This is a genomic window from Streptomyces cellostaticus (genome assembly GCF_023630175.1).
GTDB classification, from domain to species: domain Bacteria; phylum Actinomycetota; class Actinomycetes; order Streptomycetales; family Streptomycetaceae; genus Streptomyces; species Streptomyces cellostaticus_A.
The window spans coordinates 1-18224 of sequence record NZ_JALLIN010000041.1; the positions used below are offsets into that span (position 1 = coordinate 1).

At 72.3% G+C, this 18224-nt stretch carries 14 protein-coding genes; 5 read left to right on the forward strand and 9 right to left on the reverse strand.

Annotated features, from left to right (window positions below; genetic code table 11):
• Positions 1 to 148: 148 nt before the first annotated feature.
• The 3 genes from MXD57_RS23770 to MXD57_RS23780 all read right to left on the reverse strand — a co-directional run bounded on the left by MXD57_RS23770 (position 149) and on the right by MXD57_RS23780 (position 3809).
• Positions 149 to 2431 carry an FtsX-like permease family protein gene (locus tag MXD57_RS23770; RefSeq protein WP_250403797.1) on the reverse strand — a complete coding sequence of 761 codons (2283 nt, stop codon included), beginning with the start codon at positions 2429 to 2431 and terminating at the stop codon, positions 149 to 151.
• A gap of 116 nt (positions 2432 to 2547) precedes the next feature.
• Positions 2548 to 3336: an ABC transporter ATP-binding protein gene (locus MXD57_RS23775; RefSeq protein WP_284506006.1), complete on the reverse strand. Its 789-nt coding sequence runs from the start codon at positions 3334 to 3336 to the stop codon at positions 2548 to 2550.
• Complete coding sequence (locus MXD57_RS23780; protein ID WP_250403799.1) at positions 3294 to 3809, reverse strand: PadR family transcriptional regulator; 516 nt, start codon at positions 3807 to 3809, stop codon at positions 3294 to 3296. Before MXD57_RS23780 ends, MXD57_RS23775 begins: the two co-directional genes overlap by 43 nt.
• 307 nt (positions 3810 to 4116) lie before the next feature.
• Here MXD57_RS23780 and MXD57_RS23785 point away from each other — a divergent pair, with 307 nt between their 5' ends.
• The 5 genes from MXD57_RS23785 to MXD57_RS23805 all read left to right on the forward strand — a co-directional run bounded on the left by MXD57_RS23785 (position 4117) and on the right by MXD57_RS23805 (position 10768).
• Complete coding sequence (locus MXD57_RS23785) at positions 4117 to 5388, forward strand: ABC transporter substrate-binding protein (protein ID WP_250403801.1); 1272 nt, start codon at positions 4117 to 4119, stop codon at positions 5386 to 5388.
• Positions 5389 to 5531: 143 nt separating this feature from the next.
• The gene (locus MXD57_RS23790) at positions 5532 to 7193 is read left to right on the forward strand and encodes a glycoside hydrolase family 13 protein (RefSeq protein ID WP_250403803.1); all 1662 of its coding nucleotides are present in this window, start codon (positions 5532 to 5534) and stop codon (positions 7191 to 7193) included.
• Positions 7194 to 7242: 49 nt separating this feature from the next.
• The gene (locus tag MXD57_RS23795) at positions 7243 to 8565 is read left to right on the forward strand and encodes an ABC transporter substrate-binding protein (RefSeq protein ID WP_250403804.1); all 1323 of its coding nucleotides are present in this window, start codon (positions 7243 to 7245) and stop codon (positions 8563 to 8565) included.
• 8 nt (positions 8566 to 8573) lie between these two features.
• On the forward strand, positions 8574 to 9932 hold the full coding sequence (locus MXD57_RS23800) for an ABC transporter permease (protein ID WP_250403806.1): 1359 nt from the start codon (positions 8574 to 8576) through the stop codon (positions 9930 to 9932).
• Complete coding sequence (locus MXD57_RS23805; protein WP_250403808.1) at positions 9929 to 10768, forward strand: carbohydrate ABC transporter permease; 840 nt, start codon at positions 9929 to 9931, stop codon at positions 10766 to 10768. Before MXD57_RS23800 ends, MXD57_RS23805 begins: the two co-directional genes overlap by 4 nt.
• Positions 10769 to 10902: 134 nt before the next feature.
• On the opposite strand, the gene MXD57_RS23810 is transcribed toward MXD57_RS23805, so the two are convergent.
• From MXD57_RS23810 to tkt, 6 genes are all read right to left on the reverse strand, one after another.
• Positions 10903 to 11400: a lamin tail domain-containing protein gene (locus MXD57_RS23810; RefSeq protein ID WP_250403810.1), complete on the reverse strand. Its 498-nt coding sequence runs from the start codon at positions 11398 to 11400 to the stop codon at positions 10903 to 10905.
• Positions 11401 to 11579: 179 nt separating this feature from the next.
• A complete protein-coding gene (gene pgl / locus MXD57_RS23815; RefSeq protein ID WP_250403812.1) occupies positions 11580 to 12362 on the reverse strand; it encodes a 6-phosphogluconolactonase in 783 nt (260 codons plus the stop codon).
• Positions 12359 to 13408 carry a glucose-6-phosphate dehydrogenase assembly protein OpcA gene (opcA, locus tag MXD57_RS23820; RefSeq protein WP_250403814.1) on the reverse strand — a complete coding sequence of 350 codons (1050 nt, stop codon included), beginning with the start codon at positions 13406 to 13408 and terminating at the stop codon, positions 12359 to 12361. Before opcA ends, pgl begins: the two co-directional genes overlap by 4 nt.
• Entirely contained in the window at positions 13405 to 14943 is a 1539-nt protein-coding gene (zwf, locus tag MXD57_RS23825) for a glucose-6-phosphate dehydrogenase (protein WP_250403816.1), read from the reverse strand. Before zwf ends, opcA begins: the two co-directional genes overlap by 4 nt.
• Before the next feature lies 1 nt (position 14944).
• Entirely contained in the window at positions 14945 to 16063 is a 1119-nt protein-coding gene (tal, locus tag MXD57_RS23830; protein WP_250403817.1) for a transaldolase, read from the reverse strand.
• A gap of 33 nt (positions 16064 to 16096) precedes the next feature.
• Positions 16097 to 18184 carry a transketolase gene (gene tkt, locus MXD57_RS23835; protein WP_250403819.1) on the reverse strand — a complete coding sequence of 696 codons (2088 nt, stop codon included), beginning with the start codon at positions 18182 to 18184 and terminating at the stop codon, positions 16097 to 16099.
• Positions 18185 to 18224: the final 40 nt, after the last annotated feature.

An 18224-nucleotide genomic window follows, 5' to 3' on the forward strand; every position in this document is an offset into this window, starting at 1 on the left:
GGTCGAACCGGCCCTGACCGAGGGCGCGGAGGTCCCCGGCCTGGACGCCTCCACCCGGGCGCTCGTGGCCAAGTACCGGGAGCTGCGCGGCCGTAGCTGACGCGGGCGGCCCGCCGGGTCCGGAGGCGGGTGCTTCGGGGCCCGGCGCTCAGGCCACCGCGCTCAGCGTGTCAGCCTGCCGCCGCCGGGCCGCCCGGGTGGCGGGCAGCGCCGTCAGGGCGGCGGCACCCAGCACGGCGCCCGCGCCCAGCGCGAGCAGCGCACCGGGCGGGGGCGACTGGGCGATGCCGGCGCCGATACCGCTGGAGTCGCCCTGGGCGTCGATCAGCCGGTGTGCCAGGGGCAGCCCCAGCCCCGTGGCGGCGACCGCCGCCGCCAGCGCCGTACAGGTCGTCGCCGTGACCGTGATCGCGCCGATCTGCCGCGGTGACATGCCGATGGCCCGCAGGGCCAGCACGTCCCGCTCGCCCTCCCGGACGCTGCCGCCGATCGCGGTGAGCAGCTCGACGAGACCGATGAGGGCGAGCACCGCGACCAGCCCGGCGACGACCGCGCGCAGCGGTGACAGCCCGTCGGCCGGGTTCGGCACGGCATGCACGTCCAGGTGCCCGTGCCCGGCCGCGGCGAGCGCGGCCGCGACCCGCCGCGGATCGGCGCCGGGACGCAGCCGGAGCTGGTAGAACGCGGGGGACAGGGCGGGGTCGTTCTCGCGCAGGGTGTCCACGGAGGTCGTCACGACCCGGCCTGCGTTCTGCGGTTCGAGGCTGCGGCCCACGATGTGCAGGATCTGCGGTCGCTCGCCCACCGTCATCCGCACCCAGTCACCGACGTGTACGTGCAGCAGGTCGAGCAGGCCCTGTCCGGCCACCGCCTCGTCCGGCCCGCGCGCGGCCCGGCCCTCGGCGAGCGCGTACGGGTAGGGCCGGTCGCGGGTGCCGAGGCCGCGCAGCGCGATCGTCCCGGTCTGGCCGGGCACCAGCGCGGCCACCTCGACCCCGGGATAGGCGGCGTCGACCCGGCGGTCGGCCGCCAGCACCGCCCGCAGGCCCGCGTCGTCCAGGGCGCCGTCCGGACGGACCGCCAGCGCGGCGGGCAGACCCACCCGCTCCGGGCTGCTGTGGAAGCGGTCGATGGTCGTCCAGGCGCTGAGTGCCACCACGATCAGGGTCAGCGGCAGCGTCAGCCGGGCCACGCCGGCCAGCGACCGGCCGCGGCCCGCGAACGCCTTGTGGCAGCCGAGGACGAGCGCGGCCGGCAGCCGCAGCCCCAGGGCGCGGCGCGCCGGGCCGGTCAGCCGGCCGCCCGCCGGAGCGGACGGACGCGGTACCGGTACCGGCGGCACCCGGCCCGCCCGCCAGGCCGCGAGCCCCGTCGTCAGAGCGATGAACAGCACCGCGCCCACGGGTACGGCGGACAGCGCGACGGTGTGCCCGGGCAGTGTCTGCCACAGGCCCACCGCGTCGCCGAGCCGCCCCGGGACCCGGCGGCCGCATCCCTCGGTGAGTGCCGCCGCGGCCACCGCGCCGAACGCCGCGTACGCCAGGTGCTGCAGCAGGAAGACCCGCACCACCTGCCCGGGCGTGAAGCCGATCGCCTTGAGCACCGAGATGTCCCGCAGATGGCCGCGGATGCGGGTGCCGATCGCGCCGTGCACGGCGAATCCCGCGGCCACCAGGGCGCCCAGCCCGAACAGGCCGAGCACCTGGCCGAGCAGCCGGTTCTCGCCCTGCGCCGCGGCCCGGGCCTGCCGCCAGGTGGAGACCTCGCCGACCGCGCCCGCGCCCAGCACGGTGACGGCGCGCTGCACCGCGTAGTCCGTGTCGGCCGGGTCGCCCAGGCGCAGCCCGGTCACCTGGCCGCCGGGGGCGCGCACGGCGGACGGCAGGGCCCAGACCAGGCCGGGCCGGGATCCGGGGCTGTAGCCGGGTTCGGCGCTGTCCGCGATGCCGGCCACGGTGAGCGTCCGGGCGGTGCCGGGCAGTGTGAGGACGTCGCCGGGCTCGGCGAGCAGCGCCCGGGCCAGCCGGCTCTCCAGGACCACGCCGTCCGGCCGCCCCGGGGCCAGCCAGTGGCCCGCGGTGAGCACCGGGCGCCCGACCGAGGGCAGCCGCGGTGTGCCGCGCAGTTCCACGGCGGCCCGGGCACCGCGGTCGGCGACGGTGGCGGACTCGGTGGGGTAGGGGCCGGCGACGGACTCGACACCGTCCAGCCGGGCGAGCTCGCGGGCGTCCGCCGAGGCGGCGGTGTGGATCCACACATGGGCCCCGCGGGCCTGGGTGAAGGTCCGCTGCCAGGGGTTGGTGGCGTAGCCGAACAGGGCGGCGGCCAGCAGCAGGGAGGCCACGATGCCGGCGGTGGCGAGCGTGATGAACAGCGCCTCGCCGCGGTGCGTGCGCAGATCGGAGTGGGCCCAGCGCAGGGTGGCTCGCACGGCTCAGTCCCCGGTCCCGCGGCCGTGCGGCCGGTGGGCGGTCGGTCGGTGCGCCGCCGGGCCGTGAACCGTCGGTTCCCGCGTCATCGGTCCGTGCCCCGTCGGCCGGTGCGCCATCAGTCCCTCAGCTCCAGCACACCCGCGGTCCCCTGCTTCCGGGGCGGGGCACCGTCCAGGACCGCGTCGTCGGCGATCCGGCCGTCGAAGAAGCTGATCACGCGGTCGGCGGCGCTGGCCAGCCGGGCGTCGTGGGTGACCAGGACGATGCTCTGCCCGCGTCCGTGGAAGCGGGACAGCAGCCGCATCACCTCGCGGGTGCCCTTGCTGTCCAGGCTGCCGGCGGGCTCGTCGGCCAGCAGCAGCGGCGGATGGTTGACCAGGGCGCGGGCCAGCGCGACGCGCTGCTGCTCGCCGCCGGACAGCTCGCCCGGCATGCTGCGCTCCTTGCCCGCGAGGCCCAGCTCGGCGAGGAGTTCCTCGCGCTCGGCCCGGGCGCGCTTCGGGGGCACGCCGGCGAGCAGGGCGGGCAGCTCGACGTTGTCCGCGACCGACAGGTTCGAGACCAGGTTGAAGAACTGGAAGACGATCCCGATGGCCTTGCGGCGCTCCACCGCCCAGCGCGCCTCGCTGAAGGAGTCCGTGCACCGGCCGTCGAGCCGGATGCTCCCCCGGTCCGGCCGCTGCAGTCCGCCGAGCAGGTGCAGCAGCGTGGACTTGCCGGCTCCGGACGGCCCGGTGATCGCCACGAACTCGCCGCGCGCCACGCTCAGGTCGACCCCGCGCACGGCGTGCGCGGGCGCGCCCCCGCCGTGGTGGGTCTTCACCAGTCCCTCGGCGCGCAGCAGCGGAACGGAGCCGTCGTTCACTCCGGTTCCTCCAGTTCCTCCTGGCACCGCTCCAGCCAGTCGAGGTCGGCCTGCAGGTGCAGCATGGCGCCCTCGATGAGCAGCTGGGCGATTCGGTTGTCCCGGCTCTCGGCCGCGGCCAGTTTCGACAGATCGCGCATGGTGTTGAGGTACTGGCGCCGCTGTCTGTTGATGAGTGCGATCTGGTCGGCGAGACCGGTCTGCGGGGCCAGTGCGAGCTTCATGAAGAACTCGTCCCGTACCCGCGGCTCGTCCTCGGTCTCCTCGAACCAGGCGTGCAGCGCCTCCCGCCCGGCGTCGGTGAGGTGGTAGACCTTCTTGTTGGGCCGGCTCGACTGCTCGACGTCCTCGCCCTCGATCAGTCCCGACTTCTCGAGGCGGCCGAGGGTCACGTAGATCTGGCCGACGTTCGGCTGAGGGTACGCGGAGCCCAGCAGTTGCTCAAGGTCCTGTTTCAGCTCGTAACCGTGCGCCGGGCCACGCGCGAGGAGTGCCAGGAGAGGCAGCCGCACTCGTGCTCTCCTCCTGTCTCCGGCGATGTGCTCCAGGCCCACGGGGCCCGGTGTCGGCCTCACGCCTGCCCGGCGGCGACCGGCACGCACGCTCGCCGCGTCGCCGAACCGCCCGCGCGGCTTTCGCCACGAGGACGCTGCGGTACCTTGCGATCCTACGCGCCGGTCGCCGCCGGGCCCGCCAGCGGGCGGACGACGTGAGATTGACGCCAGGCCCTAGTATCGCCCATACCTAACAGGTATACATGGCCTCTGACTCCCGGGCGAGGGTGCCCGGAGCCTGGTGTACGTGTTCAGGGAGGAACCTATGCGGTGGATGCGCGCCGCCGGTAGGGGGCTCCTGGTTCTCGCCGTGGTCCTGTCCGGGTACGTGGCCTCCGGCGCCCGGGCCGGGGAAGCCGGCGACGGCGGGCGCGGACCGCTCACCCTGGCCACCGCCGGCGACCTGACCAGCTACCTGGGGCCGCTGCTGCAGGGCTGGAACCGCACCCATCCCGGCGAGGAGGTGACCCTGGTCGAGCTGCCGGACTCCGCCGACGAGACGTACGCGCAGATGACCACGGACCTGCGCGGCGGCGACCGGGGCCGGTTCGACGTCCTCAACATCGACGTGAACTGGACCGCAGAGTTCGCCGCGGCCGGCTGGATCCGCCCGCTGCCCGGTGACCGGTTCCCGCTCGGCGGTTTCCTGAAGCCGGTGGTGAGGACCGCCAGGTACGACGGGCGGCTGTACGCCGTCCCGTACGTCACCAACGCGGGGCTGCTGCTGTACCGCAAGGACGTCCTGGCCAGGGCCGGCGTGCCGGCGCCGCGCACCTGGGCCGAACTGGAGCGCGACGCGAAGACCATCGCGCCCCGATACGGGCTGGACGGATACGCGGGCCAGTTCCTGCCCTACGAGGGCCTCACGGTCAACGCGGCCGAGGCGGTCTACTCGGCGGGCGGCACCATCCTCGGTGACGAGGGAGCCCGCGTCACCGTGGACTCCGACGCGGCCCGCGAGGGCATCGGCTTCCTCGCCCGGGGCCTGCGCGAGGGCTGGATACCCAGGGCGGCGCTGACGTACAAGGAGGAGGAGTCCAAGGAGGCGTTCCTGGCCGGCCGGCTGCTCTTCCTGCGCAACTGGCCCTACGCCTACGCGGCCGCCTCGGCCCGGGGCTCCAGGGTCGCCGGCCGGATCGGCGCGGTACCGCTGCCCGGACCCGACGGGCCGGGCAAGAGCGTCCTCGGCGGATCCAACCTGGCCGTCAACACCCATGCCCGGCATCCGGACTCCGCCGCGCGTCTGATCGCCTACCTCACGAGCGAGCGCGTCCAGCGCCAGGTACTGACCCGGGGCGCGCTGCCTCCCGTGCGGGCCTCCCTCTACGACGACCCGGCCCTGATCGCGCGGTTCCCCTATCTGCCGACCCTGCGCGCCGCCGTCATGTCGGCCGAGCCGCGCCCCACGAGCCCGCGCTACGACCAGGTCAGCCTGGTCGTCCAGGCTGTCGTGCACGACGCGCTGACCGGGCGGCAGACGCCCTCGGCCGCGGTGCGCCGGCTGGCGCGGGAGCTCGACGCCGTCACCGGTCGCTGACTCCTCTGCTAGTTACTTGTTAAGTAACGCGGACATCTCAACTGCATTCGGAATGCCCGAATAGATCCGGATTTGCGAACCCAACTCTTCAGTAGTGTTCGTTCTCTTCATTGACACCTCTGCGACACGCCTACCTAACATGCATGCATAACTGCTGCCCTCCACAGAGACAGGCCACAGGGTTGAACAGGCATCATTGGTGGCGTGACGCGGTGATCTACCAGGTCTACGTCCGCAGCTTCCTCGACAGCACCGGCGACGGTGTCGGCGATCTGGCCGGCGTCCGCGCCGGACTGCCGTACCTCAAGAAGCTCGGCGTCGACGGGATCTGGCTGAGCCCGTTCTACCCCTCGCCCCAGCACGACCACGGCTACGACGTCGCCGACTACCGCGACGTCGACCCGCTCTTCGGCGACCTCGCCGAGTTCGACCTGCTGATGGCGGCCGCCCGCCGGCTGGGGATCAGGGTGCTGCTGGACATCGTCCCCAACCACTGCTCCAGCGAGCACCCGTGGTTCCGCGAGGCGCTGGCCTCCGCGCCCGGCAGCCCGGCCCGCGCCCGCTTCCACTTCGCCGACGGGCGCGGCCCCGCCGGCGGTGAACCCCCCAACAACTGGCACGCCATGTTCGGCGGCCCGGCCTGGACCCGGGTCACCGAGGCGGACGGCCGGCCCGGGCAGTGGTACCTGCACATGTTCACGCCCGAACAGCCCGACTGGAACTGGCGCGACCCCGAGATCCCCGAGGAGTTCGACCGCGTCCTGCGCTTCTGGCTGGACCGCGGCGTGGACGGCTTCCGCATCGACGTCGCCGCCGGACTGTTCAAGCACCCCGAACTGCCCGACTCGCCCGACCCGGAGGCCGATGCCCGCACCCGCGACTCGGTCAACCCGCTGGCCTGGAACCAGCCGGAGGTGCACGACGTGTGGCGGCGGTGGCGGGCCACCTGCGAGGAGTACACCGCCCGCGACGGCCGCGAGCGCCTGCTGGTCGGCGAGGTCTCCGTGCCCACCGCCCGTGAACACGCCCGGTACGTCCGCCCCGACGAACTCCACCAGGCCTTCTTCTTCGACCTGCTCGGCGCCCCCTGGGACGCCGACGCCTTCCGCAAGGTCGTCTCCGAGGCCATGCAGGACATCGCCGGCACCGGCTCGACCGTCACCTGGGTCCTCAACAACCACGACCAGGTGCGCACCGTCACCCGCTACGGCGAGCCCGCCACCGGGGGCAGCGGCCTCGGGCCCGCCCGCGCCCGCGCCGCCGCACTGCTGATGCTGGCCCTGCCCGGCGCCGCGTACATCTACCAGGGCGAGGAACTGGGCCTGCCCGAGGTCGTCGACCTGCCCGACGACGTGCTCACCGACCCCATCTTCCACCGCACCGGAAGCCGGGCCCGCATCCGTGACGGCTGCCGGGTGCCCCTGCCGTGGTCCGGACAGGCCTCCCCGTTCGGCTTCACCTCCGGCGCGGAGAGCGCCAAACCCTGGCTGCCGCAGCCGGAGTACTTCGCCGAGTACGCCACCGACCGGGCCCTCGCCGACACCCGCTCCTTCTGGCACCTGTACCGCGACGGGCTGCAACTGCGCTCCTCACTGCCCCAGTTGGGCGAGGGGACGCTGCGCTGGCTGGACACCCCGCCCGGCGTCCTCGGTTTCGTCCGCGGCGACGGCCTGGTCTGCGCCGTCAACTTCACCACCTCGCCGACCCCGGCACCGGCGTCCGGCACGCCCCTGCTGTCCAGCGGGCCCTGCCCGGCCGGGGTGCTGCCCGGCTCGACGGCCGCCTGGTGGCTCACCGACCTCTGACCTGCCCCCGCTCCACGTCAACTCCCACCCTCCCGAAGGGACATCAACGATGATGCGACGTACCACCCTGCTCACCGGCTGCACCGCCCTCGCCCTGGCGCTCGGCGCGACCGCCTGCGACGGCGACCCCGTCTCCGCCGGCGGCGGCGACAAGGCGCTCAGCGGCCAGACCGTCACCGTGGCCGGTGTCTGGTCCGGCAGCGAACAGAAGAACTTCCAGAAGGTGCTGGACGCCTTCACCGCGAAGACCGGCGCCAGGACCCGGTTCGTCTCCACCGGCGACAACGTCTCCACGGTCGTCGGCAGCAAGATCGAGGGCGGCAACGCACCCGACGTGGTGATGGTCCCCCAGGTCGGCGTGCTCCAGCAGTTCGCGAAGAAGGGCTGGCTCCAGCCGCTGTCCGCCACCACGGGCAAGTCCGTGGACGCGGGCTACGCGCCCGTGTGGAAGAAGTACGGCAGCGTCGACGGCACCCTCTACGGCCTCTACTTCAAGGCCGCCCACAAGTCGACCGTCTGGTACAGCCCCGACGCGCTCGCCCAGGCGGGGGTCGAGCCGCCGAAGACCTACGACGAGATGCTCAAGGCCGGGCACACCGTCTCCGACTCCGGGCTCGCCGCCTTCGCCGTCGCCGGGCAGGACGGCTGGACCCTCACCGACTGGTTCGAGAACATCTACCTCTCCCAGGCCGGTCCCGAGAAGTACGACGCCCTCGCCGCGCACAGGCTGAAGTGGACGGACGCCTCCGTCGTCCGGTCGCTCGGCACCCTGGGCAAGCTGTTCAAGGACAAGCAGCTGGTCGCGGGCGGCCGGAAGGGCGCCCTCAACACCGACTTCCCGGGCTCGGTGGAGAAGGTGTTCGGGCCGAAGCCGCAGGCCGGCCTGGTCTACGAGGGCGACTTCGTCGCCGGTGTCGCCCACGACCAGTTCCAGCGGAGCATCGGCGAGGACGCGGACTTCTTCCCGTTCCCGGCCGTGGGCGGCGGCAAGGCCCCGGTGGTCAGCGGCGGCGACGCGGCCGTCGTCCTCAAGGACGGCAAGAACGCGAAGGCGGGCATGAAGCTCCTGGAGTACCTGGCGACCCCCGAGGCCGCGGCCGTCTGGGCGAAGGCGGGCGGCTTCCTGTCCCCGAACAGGAAGCTCGACCTCTCCTCCTACGGCGACGACGTCACCCGCGCCACCGCCAAGTCCCTCGTCGGCGCCGGTGACTCGGTCCGCTTCGACATGTCCGACCAGGCACCGGCCGCCTTCGGCGGCACCAAGGGCGCCGGCGAGTGGAAGCTCCTGCAGGACTTCCTGCGCGACCCGTCCGACCCGGCGGGGACCGCGGCGAAGCTCGAGGCCGCCGCGACCAAGGCCTACCAGGACTGACCGGACCGATGACCGCCACCACACTCGTGTCCAAGGAGGCGGCCCCGCGCGCCGCCGGCACGGCCCGGGGGCGCCGCGGCCGGCGGCGCGCCCGGACCGTCGCCCTGCTCTTCGTCCTCCCCGCCCTGCTCCTGCTCGGCGCGCTCGTCGTCTACCCGGTGCTGTTCTCGGTCGGACGCAGCTTCTTCGACGCCTCCGGCACCCGGTTCGTGGGCGGCGGCAACTACGCCGAGATGTTCCGCGACCCGGCGACGCTGAAGGCCATCCGCAACACCACCATCTGGGTGGTCGTGGCCCCGGCCCTGCTCACCGGCCTCGGCCTGATCCTGGCCGTCCTGGTGGAGAAGGTCCGCTGGGCCACGGCCTTCAAACTGCTGCTGTTCATGCCGATGGCGGTCTCCTTCCTCGCCGCCGGCATCATCTTCCGCCTCGCCTACGACGAGGACCCGGACAAGGGCGTCCTCGACGCCGCCGTGGTCGGCGTCCACGACGTGTTCAAGGGCACCTCGTCGTACCCGACGGCACGGGGCCGCGAGGGGCTGCTGGACCGGGGCGGCGACGGGTCCTACCTCAGCCACGCCGCCGCGTCCCCGGGCGAGTCGGTCACCCTGCCCATGGTCGGCGTGCTGCCGGGCGACCTGCCGCGGGACGCCTCGCCCGCCCGTCCGGCGGCGCGGCGCGCCGCCGCCGCCGGAGAACTGCGCGGTGTCGTCTACCTCGACTTCACCCCCGGCGGGGGAGGCGAGCAGGGCCGGGTCGACCCGAAGGAGAGCGGCCTGCCCGGCATGAAGGTCGAGGCGCTGCGCGACGGGAGGACCATCGCCGGCACCACGTCCTCCTCCGACGGCTCCTTCCGCTTCACCGGACTCCAGGAGGGCTCGTACACGGTGAAGCTGCCCGCGTCCAACTTCGCGCCGCCCTACCAGGGCGTCTCCTGGCTCGGCCCGACGCTGGTCACCCCGGCGATCATCGGCGCCTACCTGTGGATCTGGACGGGCTTCGCGATGGTGCTGATCGGCGCCGGTCTGTCGAGCCTGCCCCGGGACGCGCTGGAGGCGGCGCGGATGGACGGCGCGAACGAGTGGCAGATCTTCCGCCGCATCACCGTGCCGCTGCTCGCCCCCGTGCTGACGGTCGTCTTCGTCACCCTCGTGATCAACGTGATGAAGGTGTTCGACCTCGTCTACATCATCGCGCCGGGACCGGTGCAGGAGGACGCCACCGTGCTCGCGACCCAGATGTGGCTGGTGTCGTTCGGCGGCGGCAACAACCAGGGGCTCGGCAGCGCCCTCGGCGTGCTGCTGCTCCTGCTGGTCATCCCCGCGATGGTCTTCAACGTCCGCCGCTTCCGAAGGAGTCAGCGATGAACGTGGTCAGGCGCGGCCTGGGCAACGGCCTGGTCCAGGCGTTCCTCGTGGTGATCGGCCTGGTCTGGGCGACCCCGCTCGCGGGACTGTTCGTGTCCTCCCTGCGCTCGGCCCATGACACGGCGAAGGGCGGCTGGTGGACGGCGCTGTCCAGTCCGGGGCAGCTCTCCTTCGACAACTACTCGGCGCTGCTGAAGAACGCCGGCATCACCCAGGCCTTCTGGAACACCGTGCTGATCTCGGTGCCGACGACCGTCCTGGTCGTCGTCATCGCGGCCCTCGCCGGATACGCCTTCGCCTGGCTGGACTTCCCGCTGCGCGAACCGCTGTTCCTGCTGGTGGTGGCCCTGCTGGTGGTACCGGTGCAGATCGGTCTGCTGCCGGTGGCCAAACTCTTCGGCCAGTTGGGCCTGTTCGGCACGATCCCCGGCGTGGTCCTCTTCCACGTCGCCTACGGCCTGCCCTTCGCCGTGTTCCTCCTGCGCAACTACTTCGCGGAGATGCCCAAGGAGATGCTGGAGGCGGCGCGGATGGACGGCGGCGGCGAGTGGCGCATCTTCACCCGCCTGGTCCTTCCGGTGGGGCGTCCCGCCATCGCCTCGCTCGCCATCTTCCAGTTCCTCTGGGTCTGGAACGACATGCTGGTCGCGCTCCTCTTCGCGGACAGCTCCTCCCAGCCGCTGACCGTGCAGCTCCAGTCCCAGATACGCCAGTTCGGCAGCAACATCGACGTGCTGGCCCCGGGTGCCTTCATCTCCCTGACGGTCCCCGTGGTCGTCTTCTTCGCCTTCCAGCGCCACTTCGTGCAGGGCGTGATGGCCGGCTCGGTCAAGTGACCCCACCCTGACGGGGACGACGGAGGCGGCCGGTTCACCGGCCGCCTCCGTCGTCCTACGTCCGGCGCCGGGCGCTCCCGCCGCGGGAGCACCCGATCCGCGCAGCCGGTCGCCCGTCCTCGTGCGACGCGCCCTCAGCCGTGGAAGGTGATGTAGCCGTTGCCGTCGCGGTCGTTGGCGGACCTGGTGTAGGCGTGGGTGTCAGCGTGGGCGCCGGAGGGCTTGTAGAGGCGGATGGTGTCCTTGTCGTTGTTCCAGATGAAGTTGCAGTTCTGGCGGTACACGACGTTGCCGGCGTCCGAGTCGGTGCCGTGGCCCCCGCGCAGCTTCACGTAGTCGCCGGGCTGCAGGTAGTGGTTCTTGGTGAAGACGAACCGGTTGGTGCTGGTGGCGTCCCTGACCACGTAGCCCCTGAGGTTCACGGTCGCGGTGCGCGAGTAGTTCTTGATCGTCACGTACTCGCCCCTGGTGTTGCCGGAGGAGCAGCTGTTGGAGTCCCGCCCCGGAGCGTCGTACTGGACGCCCCTGACCTTCAGGGCGGAGGAGTACTCGGCGGCCTGGGCCGGGGCCGCGACGGTGACGGCGAGCGCTCCGGCCGAGACGGCCGCGGCCAGCGCGAAGCGTATACGCATGAGGTCCCCCCTCAATGGTGCGAGTGATACGGCCAGGAGCTTATCCAAAGGATGAAGGCGGCATGGACGTTTGGTGCGGGAAGTGTGAAGAGCCCGGCTGGGGGTGGCGGCGCGCAACGCGAAGGGGGCGGCAGGGAGTTGGATCCCTGCCGCCCCCGTCCGTCACGGAAGGGCGGGCCTCACGGTGACGCCGGTGGGTACAGCGACCGCGGCAACCGCGAGGCCGCCGCGGAGTCCAGGAGCCACAGGGTCCGCGAGCGTCCGCGGGCGCCCGCCGCCGGTGCCTGCACCTCGCCCGCGCCCGAGAGGGCGATGGCCACGGCCTGGGCCTTGTCCTCGCCGGCCGCGAGCAGCCAGACCTCGCGGGCCGAGCGGATCGCGGGGAGGGTCAGCGAGACCCGGGTCGGCGGCGGCTTCGGCGCCCCGTGCACGCCGACCACCGTGCGCTCCGTCTCGCGGACCGCGGGCAACTCCGGGAACAGCGACGCCACGTGGGTGTCCGGGCCGACGCCCAGCATCAGCACGTCGAAGGACGGCACCGGGCCGTGGTTCTCCGGCCCGGCCGCCTTGGCCAGTTCCGCCGCGTAGGCCTCCGCCGCCGCCTCCACGTCCGTACCGTGCGGACCGTCGGACGCGGGCATGGCGTGCACGCGCTCCGGGTCCAGCGGCACCGCGTCCAGCAGCGCCTCGCGGGCCTGCGTGACATTGCGCTCCGGATCGCCCTCGGGCAGGTAGCGCTCGTCGCCCCACCACAGGTCGAGGCGGCCCCAGTCGACGGCGTCCCGGGCGGGTGCCGCCGCCAGCGCGGCCAGCAGGCCGTTGCCGTTGCGGCCACCGGTCAGGACCACCGACGCGGTGCCCCGGGAGGCCTGCGCGTCCACGATCCGGGTGATCAGGCGGGCCGCGGCGGCCCGCGCCATCAGTTCCTTGTCGTGATGCACGACGAGCTGCGGGGTGCTCACTTCGCGGCCGCCTTCCTCACCGGGGCCTTCTTGGCGGCCGCCTTCTTCGCGGGAGCCTTCGCGGACTCCTCCTCCACCGGTTCGGCGACCGCGGCCGGCTCCGCCGCCGCGGGCTCCGGCACGGTGTTCAGCCGCTCCACGCCGAAGGCCAGCGCGGAGGCGTAGGTGTCGTCCGGGTCGAGCCGCCGCAGCTCCTCCGCGATCAGCTCGGCGGTTTCCCGCCGCTTCAGCGCCACCGCGCGGGCCGGCTGGCCCTCGATGGCCAGGGTGGCGAGCGAGCCGTCCGCCCGGTCCAGGGTGATGGGGCCCTCGCTGGTGTCCATCCGCACGGCCGTCAGCCCCGGCCCCGCGGACAGCGAACGCCGGACGGGGACGTCCAGCCGGTCCGCGAGCCACATCGCCAGCAGCTCACAGCTCGGGTTGAACTCCTCGCCCTCCACCTCGACGGCCTTCACCTCGCACACCACCTGGTCCAGGGCCGCCGCGAGCATCGAGCGCCACGGCGTGATCCGGGTCCAGGACAGATCGGTGTCGCCGGGTGCGTAGGTCTCGGCGCGGGCGGACAGCTCCCGCACCGGCTGCTCGGCGGCATAGGTGTCGGTCACCCGGCGCTGGGCCAGGGCGCCCAGCGGGTCGTTGGCCGGGTCCAGCGGCGCGTTCACCGGCCACCAGACGACCACCGGGGCGTCGGGCAGCAGCAGCGGCAGCACCACCGACTCGGCCTGCTCGGACACCTCGCCGTACAGCCGCAGGACGACCGTCTCGCCGGTGCCCGCCTCCGCGCCCACCCGCACCTCGGCGTCGAGCCGGGACGACGTGCGGTCGCGCGGGGAGCGGGAGACCCGCTTGATGACCACGAGCGTGCGCGAGGGGTGCTCGCGCGAGGCGTCGTTGGCGGCCTTGAGGGCGTCGTAGGCGTTCTCCTCGTCGGTGACGATGACGAGGGTCAGGACCATGCCGACGGCAGGGGTGCCGATCGCACGGCGGCCCCGGACGAGCGCCTTGTTGATCGCGCCGGCGGTGGTGCCGGTCAGGTCTATCTTCATGGCCGGCGCCAGCTCCGTCCGTCTCGTGCCAGCATCTCGTCCGCCTCGACGGGGCCCCAGGTGCCCGACTTGTACTGTGCGGGCCTGCCGTGCCGGTCCCAGTACTCCTCGATCGGGTCGAGGATCTTCCAGGACAGCTCGACCTCCTCCGTGCGCGGGAAGAGGTTGGCGTCGCCGAGCAGCACGTCCAGGATGAGCCGCTCGTACGCCTCCGGGCTGGACTCCGTGAACGACTCGCCGTAGGCGAAGTCCATGGACACGTCCCGGATCTCCATGGAGGTGCCCGGCACCTTGGAGCCGAAGCGGACCGTGATGCCCTCGTCCGGCTGGACGCGGATGACGACCGCGTTCGAGCCCAGCTCCTCCGTCGCCGTGTGGTCGAAGGGGGAGTGCGGGGCCCGCTGGAAGACCACCGCGATCTCGGTGACCCGGCGGCCCAGACGCTTGCCGGTGCGCAGGTAGAAGGGGACGCCCGCCCAGCGGCGGTTGTCGATGCCCAGCTTGATCGCGGCGAAGGTGTCGGTCTTCGACTTGGCGTCGATGCCGTCCTCGTCGAGGTACCCGATGACCTTCTCGCCGCCCTGCCAGCCCGCCGCGTACTGCCCGCGCACGGTGCTGCGGCCCAGGTCCTTCGGCAGCCGCACGGCACCGAGCACCTTGGTCTTCTCCGCCGCGAGCGCGTCCGCGTCGAAGGAGGCGGGCTCCTCCATGGCGGTGAGGGCCATGAGCTGCAGCAGGTGGTTCTGGATGACGTCGCGGGCGGCGCCGATGCCGTCGTAGTAGCCGGCGCGGCCGCCGACGCCGATGTCCTCGGCCATGGTGATCTGCACGTGGTCCACGAAGGACCGGTTCCAGATCGGCTCGAACATCGTGTTGGCGAAGCGCAGCGCCAGGATGTTCTGGACCGTCTCCTTGCCGAGGTAGTGGTCGATCCGGAACACCTGGTCCGGCTCGAACACCTCGTGCACGACCTGGTTCAGCTCCTCGGCGGACTCGAGGTCGTGGCCGAACGGCTTCTCGATGACCGCGCGCCGCCAGGAACCCGAGGACTGGTCGGTCAGGCCGTGCTTCTTGAGCTGCTGGATGACCACCGGGAAGGAACGCGGAGGCACCGAGAGGTAGAAGGCGAAGTTGCCGCCCGTCCCCTGGGCCTTGTCCAGCTCCTCGATGGTGCCGCGCAACCGCTCGAACGCGTCGTCGTCGTCGAAGGTGCCCTGGACGAAACGCATCCCCTGGATGAGCTGCTGCCAGACCTCCTCGCGGAAGGGGGTCCGGGAGTGCTCCTTGACGGCGTCGTGGACCTCGGCGGCGAAGTCCTCGTGCGCCCACTCGCGCCGGGCGAAGCCGACCAGCGAGAAGCCCGGCGGCAGCAGACCCCGGTTGGCGAGGTCGTACACCGCGGGCATCAGCTTCTTCCGGGACAGGTCGCCCGTGACGCCGAAGATCACCAGGCCCGACGGCCCCGCGATGCGCGGGAGCCGTCGGTCGGCGGGGTCACGAAGCGGGTTCGCTCCGGAACCGGTGAGGCGTGACAACTCAGCCCTCCGAAGGGGCGAGGCGCTCGAGCTCCGCCTGGGTCGACTTCAGCAGGTCGTTCCAGGACGCCTCGAACTTCTCGACGCCCTCGTCCTCCAGCACCCGGACGACGTCGTCGTACGAGATCCCGAGCCGCTCCAGCGCGTCCAGGTCGGCGCGTGCCTGCTCGTAGGTGCCGGTGACGGCGTCGCCACTGATCTCGCCGTGGTCCTCGACGGCCTCCAGCGTGGCCTCCGGCATGGTGTTGACCGTGTTCGGCGCGACCAGGTCGACGACGTACATCGTGTCCCGGTACGCCGGGTCCTTGACGCCGGTCGACGCCCACAGCGGACGCTGCCGGTTGGCGCCGGCGCGCTCCAGGGCGTTCCAGCGCTCGGAGCCGAAGACCTCCTCGTACGCCTCGTAGGCGAGCCGGGCGTTGGCGACGGCGGCCTTGCCGCGCAGCGCCTTCGCCTCGTCGGTGCCCAGGGCGTCCAGGCGCTTGTCGATCTCGGTGTCCACACGGGACACGAAGAACGACGCCACGGAGTGGATCTTCGACAGGTCCAGGCCGCGCTCCCGCGCCGTCTCCAGGCCGGAGAGGTACGCGTCCATGACCTTGCGGTAGCGCTCCAGCGAGAAGATCAGCGTGACGTTGACGCTGATGCCGTTGCCGATCGTCTCGGCGATCGCCGGCAGACCCGCCTCGGTGGCCGGGATCTTGATCAGTGTGTTGGGGCGGTCCACCAGCCAGGCGAGCTGCTTGGCCTCGGCGACGGTCGCCCTGGTCCTGTGCGCCAGGCGCGGGTCGACCTCGATGGAGACCCGGCCGTCCTGGCCGTTCGTGGCCTCGAAGACCGGGTGCAGGATGTCGGCGGCGTCGCGGACGTCCGCCGTGGTGATCATGCGGATGGCCTCTTCGACGGTGACCTTGCGGGCGGCGAGGTCCGAGAGCTGCTGGTCGTAGCCGTCGCCCTGCGAGATCGCCTTCTGGAAGATCGTCGGGTTGGTGGTGACGCCCACGACGTGCTGCTGGTCGATCAGCTCGGCGAGGTTGCCGGACGTGATCCGCTTGCGCGACAGGTCGTCCAGCCAGATCGCCACGCCCTCCTCGGAGAGGCGCTTCAGTGCGTCTGTCATGGAATTACATCTCCTACGTGTCGTATATGAGCGTCAGCGCTGGGCGGCGGCCAGGGATTCCCGGGCCTCGGCCGCCACGTTCTCGGCGGTGAAGCCGAACTCGCGGAAGAGCACCTTGCCGTCGGCGGAGGCACCGAAGTGCTCCAGTGAGACGATGCGGCCGGCGTCCCCGACGTACTTGTGCCAGGTCAGCCCGATGCCCGCCTCCACGGCGACACGGGCCTTCACGGACGGCGGCAGCACGGAGTCCCGGTACCCCTGGTCCTGCTCCTCGAACCACTCCACGCAGGGCATGGACACGACCCGCGTGGGCACGCCCTCGGCCTGCAGCCGCTCCCGGGCCTCGACGGCCACGTGCACCTCGGAACCGGTGGCGATCAGGACGACCTGCGGCTCGCCGCCCTCGGCCTCCGCCAGGACGTAACCGCCGCGCGCCGCGGCGTCGTCGGGCTCGTAGATCGGCACGCCCTGCCGGGTCAGCACCAGACCGTGCGGCTGTCCCTTGCCGAACTCCTTGGTGTAGCGCTTGAGGATCTCGCGCCAGGCGATCGCGGTCTCGTTGGCGTCCGCCGGGCGGACGACGTTCAGGCCGGGGATCGCGCGCAGCGAGGCCAGGTGCTCGACCGGCTGGTGGGTCGGGCCGTCCTCGCCGAGGCCGATGGAGTCGTGCGTCCACACGTACGTCACCGGCAGGTGCATCAGGGCCGACAGGCGCACCGCGTTGCGCATGTAGTCGGAGAACACCAGGAAGGTGCCGCCGTAGACGCGGGTGTTGCCGTGCAGGGTGATGCCGTTCATCTCCGCGGCCATGGAGTGCTCGCGGATGCCGAAGTGGATCGTGCGGCCGTACGGGTTCGCCTCGGGCAGCGGGTTGCCGGCGGGCAGGAAGGAGCTGTTCTTGTCGATGGTGGTGTTGTTCGACCCGGCGAGGTCGGCGGAACCGCCCCACAGCTCCGGGATCACCGCGCCGAGGGCCTGGAGCACCTTGCCGGACGCGGCGCGCGTCGCGATGCCCTTGCCCGGCTCGAAGACCGGGAGCTTCTCCTCCCAGCCGGCCGGCAGCTCGCCCTTGGCGATGCGGTCGAAGTCGGCGGCGCGCTCGGCGTTGCCGTCCCGCCAGAGCTGCAGCGACTTCTCCCACTCGGCCTTCGCCTGGGCGCCCCGCTCCAGCGCCCCGCGGGTGTGCGCGAGGACCTCGTCCGCGACCTCGAAGCTCCGCTCCGGGTCGAAGCCGAGGACCCGCTTGGTGGCCGCGACCTCGTCGTCGCCGAGCGCCGAGCCGTGCGCGGCCTCGGTGTTCTGCGCGTTCGGGGCCGGCCAGGCGATGATCGAGCGCATCGCGATGAAGGACGGCCGGTCCGTGACCTGCTTCGCGGCCTCGACGGCGTCGTAGATCGCGTGCGGGTCGAGGTCGCCGTCCGGCTTCGGGGCGACCCGCTGCACGTGCCAGCCGTAGGCCTCGTACCGCTTGACGGTGTCCTCGGAGACGGCGGTCTCGGTGTCGCCCTCGATCGAGATGTGGTTGTCGTCCCACAGCAGGATCAGGTTGCCGAGCTTCTGGTGACCGGCCAGCGAGGACGCCTCGGCGGAGATGCCCTCCTGGAGGCAGCCGTCGCCGGCGACGCAGTAGACGAAGTGGTCGAAGGGCGACTCGCCCTGCGCGGCCTCCGGGTCGAACAGACCGCGCTCGTAGCGGGCGGCCATCGCCATGCCCACCGCGTTGGCCACGCCCTGGCCCAGCGGGCCGGTCGTGGTCTCCACACCCTTGGTGTGCCCGTACTCCGGGTGGCCCGGGGTCTTCGAGCCCCAGGTGCGGAAGGACTCCAGGTCCGCCAGCTCCAGGCCGAAACCGGCCAGGTAGAGCTGCGTGTAGAGGGTCAGGGACGAGTGGCCGGCGGACAGCACGAAGCGGTCGCGGCCGACCCACTCCGGGTCGGCCGGGTCGTGCCGCATCACCTTCTGGAAGAGGGTGTACGCGGCCGGGGCCAGGCTCATCGCCGTACCGGGATGGCCGTTGCCGACCTTCTGTACGGCGTCGGCGGCCAGGACCCGGGCGGTGTCCACGGCCCGCTGGTCCAGCTCGGTCCATTCAAGGTCTGTGGTGGTCGGCTTGGTGCTCACCCTGGGTCAGGGCTCCTCTCCACATGTCGGTCGCCGGCCC